Genomic DNA, 4705 nt, shown 5'->3' on the forward strand with positions numbered 1-4705 from the left:
AATGCCACGATTGTGGGGAGCGGCCCCAATAGCGCGGCCTGCCACCATGTGCCCACCGACCGCACCGTGAAAAAGGGCGATCCGGTCTTGTTCGACTGGGGCGCCGAACTGAAGGGCTACCGCAGCGATATGACCCGCGTGGTCTTCATCGATTCGGTGCCGGAAAAAATCGGCGAAACCTATGCGTTGGTGCACGCTGCCCACTTGGCGGCGGTCGAACGGCTCAAGCCCGGAGTCTCCTGCCGGACGGTCGATGCGGCCGCGCGGGATCTGATTGCGGCGCAGGGCTACACGACGGAATTCCGGCACGGGCTCGGCCATGGCATCGGCTTGCAGATCCATGAAGCGCCGACGCTGAACCCGCAGTCCACCGAGCGGCTCCGTAAAAACATGATCGTCACGATCGAGCCCGGCATCTACTTCGTCGGAACCAGCGGCGTTCGGCTCGAAGACGATTACCTGATTACGGCGGACGGCTGCAAAAATCTCTGCACGCTCCCGCTGGCCCTCGATCATTGGATCTTAACCTGATGCGCCGGCCGCATGGTTTCGGCAAAAGGAAGGAAACGGGAATGGACGTAAATAATGTGGAATAGCCTGAACCGGTCCATGATGGTTTGCCAGATGCTCTTTGGCCTGTCGTATTACGGGGTGATGGGCATTTTGACGCCTTTCTTCCTGGAGCTGGGCTACAGCGAAGAGCACACCTTGATGATTCTCGGCGCGTTCTCTGCCATCGGCCCCCTGTTTGCCGTCTCCGGCGGATTCATTGCGGATAAATTCCTGGGCGCCTACCGGGCGCTGACAATCTCCTGCATCGGTTTCGCGGCCGGCTATGCGCTGCTCGTGCTGGCCGCCTGGGTGCGGAACGTCCCACTGGCGTTGTGCGGCATCGCTCTCGCCAGTTATTTCCGCGGCCTGATGTCGCCCTCCTATCCGAGCCTGTACAAACGCACGTTCAAAACGCGGGAGGATTTCGAAAACGGCATCCCGGTCAACTACTCGGTCAACAATGTCGGCGCCTTTTTGGGGATGTATCTCTTCCCGGCACTGATTCTCAAGGCCGGATTCCAGGGCGGCTTCCTGTTGTCCGCGCTGCTGGCCGCAACCGCCCTCGGCACGCTGCTTTTCATGCGCCACCCGCTCTGCGGCGTGGCGGCGCCGATCGACCAGGCGCCCGTCGGCGCCAAAAACTGGATCGCCTTTTTCGCGGTTTCGGCGGCGATGATCGGCCTGGTGTTCTACATGTTTTCAAACATGGACGTGGGGCAGGTCATCGTCTATGTGATTGGCGGCGCGGCGATTCTCTACTTCGTTTCGCTGATGTTCAGGTTCGGCCGCGCCGAGCGGTTCGGAATGGGCGCGATCCTGCTGATGATGTTTCTGACCACCTGTTTTTACATCTATTACGGACAGATCATGACCTCGTTGAATATCGTCGCCATCAACACCATGCGCGGCGACATCTTCGGCGTCATCCCCATTGCCCCGGCCGCTTCCATGTCGATGAATCCGCTCTGGTGCATGGTCGCCGGCCCGGTCCTTGCCTGGGTCTTCTCGCGGATGGAAAAGCGCGGCATCAACTGGTCGACGGCCACCAAGGTCGGGATCTCGTTCGTGCTGACGGCGGTCGCCTTCGGCACCATGACGCTGGCGGTGAACGCGGTGGGGCCCGATGCGGCGATCCGTCCGGAAATCTTTCTCGTGGTGCATCTCTTCCAGGCCTTCGCGGAGGTCATCGTAGGGGCGTTGGTGGTTGCGTTCATTCTGTCCGTCACGCCCCGGAGCATCGAAAACTTTTCGGTCAGCATGTTCTCCGTCGCGATTGCCCTGAGCGGCATCGTCGGCGCGGTGTTCTCGACCTCCATCGCGCAGGAGAAGGGGCAGGCGATTACGCAGGAGATTGTCCGGAGCGTCTATGGCGGCTACTTCGGGGTGCTGACGGTTCTCGCCGTGGTCATGGTCGGCGTGGCGCTCGCCGCCTCGTGGATCATTCGCAAAATGCTCGCCGCCGCCCGGGTTGCCGCAGAATCGGCCGAGGCTTAAAAAAAAACGTGCCGAAGTACACCGGATTGGCCGAATTCTACAAGAAGTGTCCACGGTGTCTCGGGTACGGTCGTATTGGTTTAGTACGGCAGTCAAATTCCAAAGGTAGGGTTAACGCACAATGAAACACACGTCTTCGGTTCCATCCATCCTCGGCCTCCTGCTGCTCGGGGCCTTTTTCCTCGCGCCGCGCTCCGAAGCGGGGCCGGTCTCCATGGGCAACGTCGGCGGCTACGCGCACATCGGCAAAGAGAATGCCGCCGAATCCTACAACGCCGGCTATTCGATGTATACGGCGGCCTGGCCCCTGCAACCGGAGCATCCCGGCCGGAATTTCCAGACGGGGTTGTTCGGAACCTGGATGTTCCCCGCCAACGAAAAACCCGCGCCCATGAAGCTCTACTCCGATATCGAAGGCGGGCTGGGGTGGTGGCGCAACACGGAATATCCCACGATCACGCCGAAGTTCATCATGGGCGGCGTGGAGCTGAATTTCCGCGGATGGGCCAACGGCCCTGCCGCAGGGAAGGGCAAGGACTGGAATAATCCCAAGGGCCAATACGGCGTCGCCCAGCTCAGCCCCTGGCTGTTGTTCCCGCCGGACGGGCTGAACCTCAAGCAGGGTACCTGCGGCGAACTCTTCGGCTATGGCTATCACCCGCTTCCGCTGACCGAGCCGAAAGCCACCACCGCCGGCGCAAACGTCCCGACGGGCAACCATTCCTGGACGCTGTTCCTGAGCACGGGCAATTTCAAGGGGCCGGTCGCGTTTTTCACGCCCTACTTCTGGTCGCGCGCGTCGGTCGAGGAGCCGAGCGTGGCGGGCATGTTTCTCGACAGCCGCCCCTCGAAGACCAATCGGTCGCTGTCGATGGAGACGCAGCACATTCTCTGCGCGCAGGTGACCGACTCCAAGGGCGAGACCTACGCCCGCATGGCGCCCACCCTTTTCCCCGTCGGCCCCGAGGGCGATTCGCTGATCATGCACCGCCTGACCGTCTACGACAAATCGGCCCTGTGGGACGGGGTCGAGGCCTGGTTCAACGGCGGCGATCCGGTCGACGGCGCTTTCGCGCCCGCAGGAACCTTCGTCCAGAAGTTCAACGGCAAGGGCAGCGTGGGGTGGAAGGTTTTCATGAAACAGGTTCCCAAGGAGGAGCGGGTTCCGTTCGCCATGGAGTTCATGAAGCCGGACGCAACCGATCCATACTCGTTCCGCTATCGGTGGGACCTGGATACGGTCACGCTGAAAAAAACCGCGCGCGGCGACGTGGTGGAGTTGCCGCAGCTCTACCGGCTGGATCAATCCGGCAAGAGCAAAAACGGGACGTGGGTGCCGACCCGCTCGGGAAGCCTCGAGGCCCGGCGGCTGCTGGGCGAGGCCGACTTCAGCCCGAAACCGAAGTCGACTCCGTATGTCTACGTCACTCCGGAAGAGTCCGATAGCTGCTGGAAAAAACCCGGCCCCGTCGCCGGTCCGTTCACGGCGAAACTCGGCGACGGCAGCTTGGTGACCTACCACTGGTACCGCTTCGCCGACCAGCCCGCCTTGCTCAACGCCGACCTCTCCGCCGACGAACGCGAAGCCATGCAGCGGAAGGTCGAAAAAATCCACGCCCACTGGAAAAAAGACCGTGACTATTTTGCCCCGCCAACCGTTGGCGCGCTCGCGGACCTCGACCCCGCATTGATCGTCGCCCCGCCGAAAGGCCTGGAGATCGGCTATGTCCCGATCGTCACCCGCCAGCAACCCCAATAAAAACCAGGAACCGCGAAAATGAAACCAATTCAACCACTGATACTCGGCGCACTGTTTTTAACCGCCACCGCAGGGGCCGCAGCCCCGGGCTTGCGGTTGGCGGATGTTTTCGACGACCACATGGTGCTGCAGCGCGAGCAGGCGGTGAAGGTCTGGGGCAAGGCCGAGGCGGGCCGGCAGGTAACCGTCTCCTTCGCCGGGAAAACAACATCCGTTACCGCCGAGTCGGACGGAAGCTGGTTGCTGGAGCTGCCGCCGATGCCCGCGAACGCCGAAGGCCGCGAACTCGCCGCAAGCTGCGGCTCCGAGCGGGCCGCGATCCAGGATGTGCTGGTGGGCGATGTCTGGTTGCTGGGCGGCCAGAGCAACATGCAGATGCCCTTGTGGTGGCGAAACGACGGAATGGAGCGGGTCGAGGGCAAACGGCTGGCGCTGCACACCGATCACGACTGGCTGCGGATCATGACCGTGCCCCAGCGGGCCACCCGCGATCCGCAGGATGGATTTCCGAAAGACGAAACCGGCCCGAACGACGAGGTCTATGGCCGTTGGTTCGTCTCGCAGGCCGAGCATCCCGCCATCAGCACCTTCAGCTCGCTGGGGTACTACATCGGGGTGAAACTCCATGAAAACGTCGGCGTGCCGATCGGCCTGGTGGATACCTCGTGGGGCGGGACGCTGGCATCGCTGTGGTGTTCCCGCGAACAACTGGAGCAAACGCCCGAGGCGGCCGACGTGCTGGCGGAATGGGATGCCAAAGTGGCCGAATGGACGCCGGAGCGGGCGCAGAAACAATACGAGCTCGACCTCGCCGACTGGGAGCAGCGCGTCGAGGCCGCCAAAGCGGCCAAGGCCAAACGTATGCCGAAACAACCCGCGCTCGGCATCGACCCGCAGTTC

General features: G+C 62.4%; 3 protein-coding genes and 1 pseudogene. All 4 read left to right on the forward strand.

Annotated elements, in window-relative coordinates; translation table 11 throughout:
- Positions 1–531, forward strand: a 531-nt coding sequence (locus ABYO54_RS14220) for a M24 family metallopeptidase (protein WP_372808909.1), incomplete at its 5' end; no start/stop codon positions are given.
- A 54-nt stretch (positions 532–585) separates the two neighbouring features.
- Positions 586–2046, forward strand: a complete 1461-nt coding sequence (locus ABYO54_RS14225) for a peptide MFS transporter (RefSeq protein ID WP_372808910.1) — start codon at positions 586–588, stop codon at positions 2044–2046.
- 121 nt (positions 2047–2167) lie between these two features.
- Positions 2168–3805, forward strand: a complete 1638-nt coding sequence (locus ABYO54_RS14230) for a hypothetical protein (RefSeq protein ID WP_372808911.1) — start codon at positions 2168–2170, stop codon at positions 3803–3805.
- Positions 3806–3823: 18 nt separating this feature from the next.
- Positions 3824–4705 (forward strand): annotated as a pseudogene (locus tag ABYO54_RS14235) (hypothetical protein); the annotation flags it as partial.

The organism is Pontiella sp., assembly GCF_041622395.1.
Classification (GTDB): domain Bacteria; phylum Verrucomicrobiota; class Kiritimatiellia; order Kiritimatiellales; family Pontiellaceae; genus Pontiella.

Bases quoted from the DNA above. Each gene is read 5' to 3' on its own strand.
- ABYO54_RS14225 (WP_372808910.1), top strand. From the start codon at position 586: ATGTGGAATAGCCTGAACCGGTCCATGATGGTTTGCCAGATGCTCTTT.
- ABYO54_RS14230 (WP_372808911.1), top strand. From the start codon at position 2,168: ATGAAACACACGTCTTCGGTTCCATCCATCCTCGGCCTCCTGCTGCTC.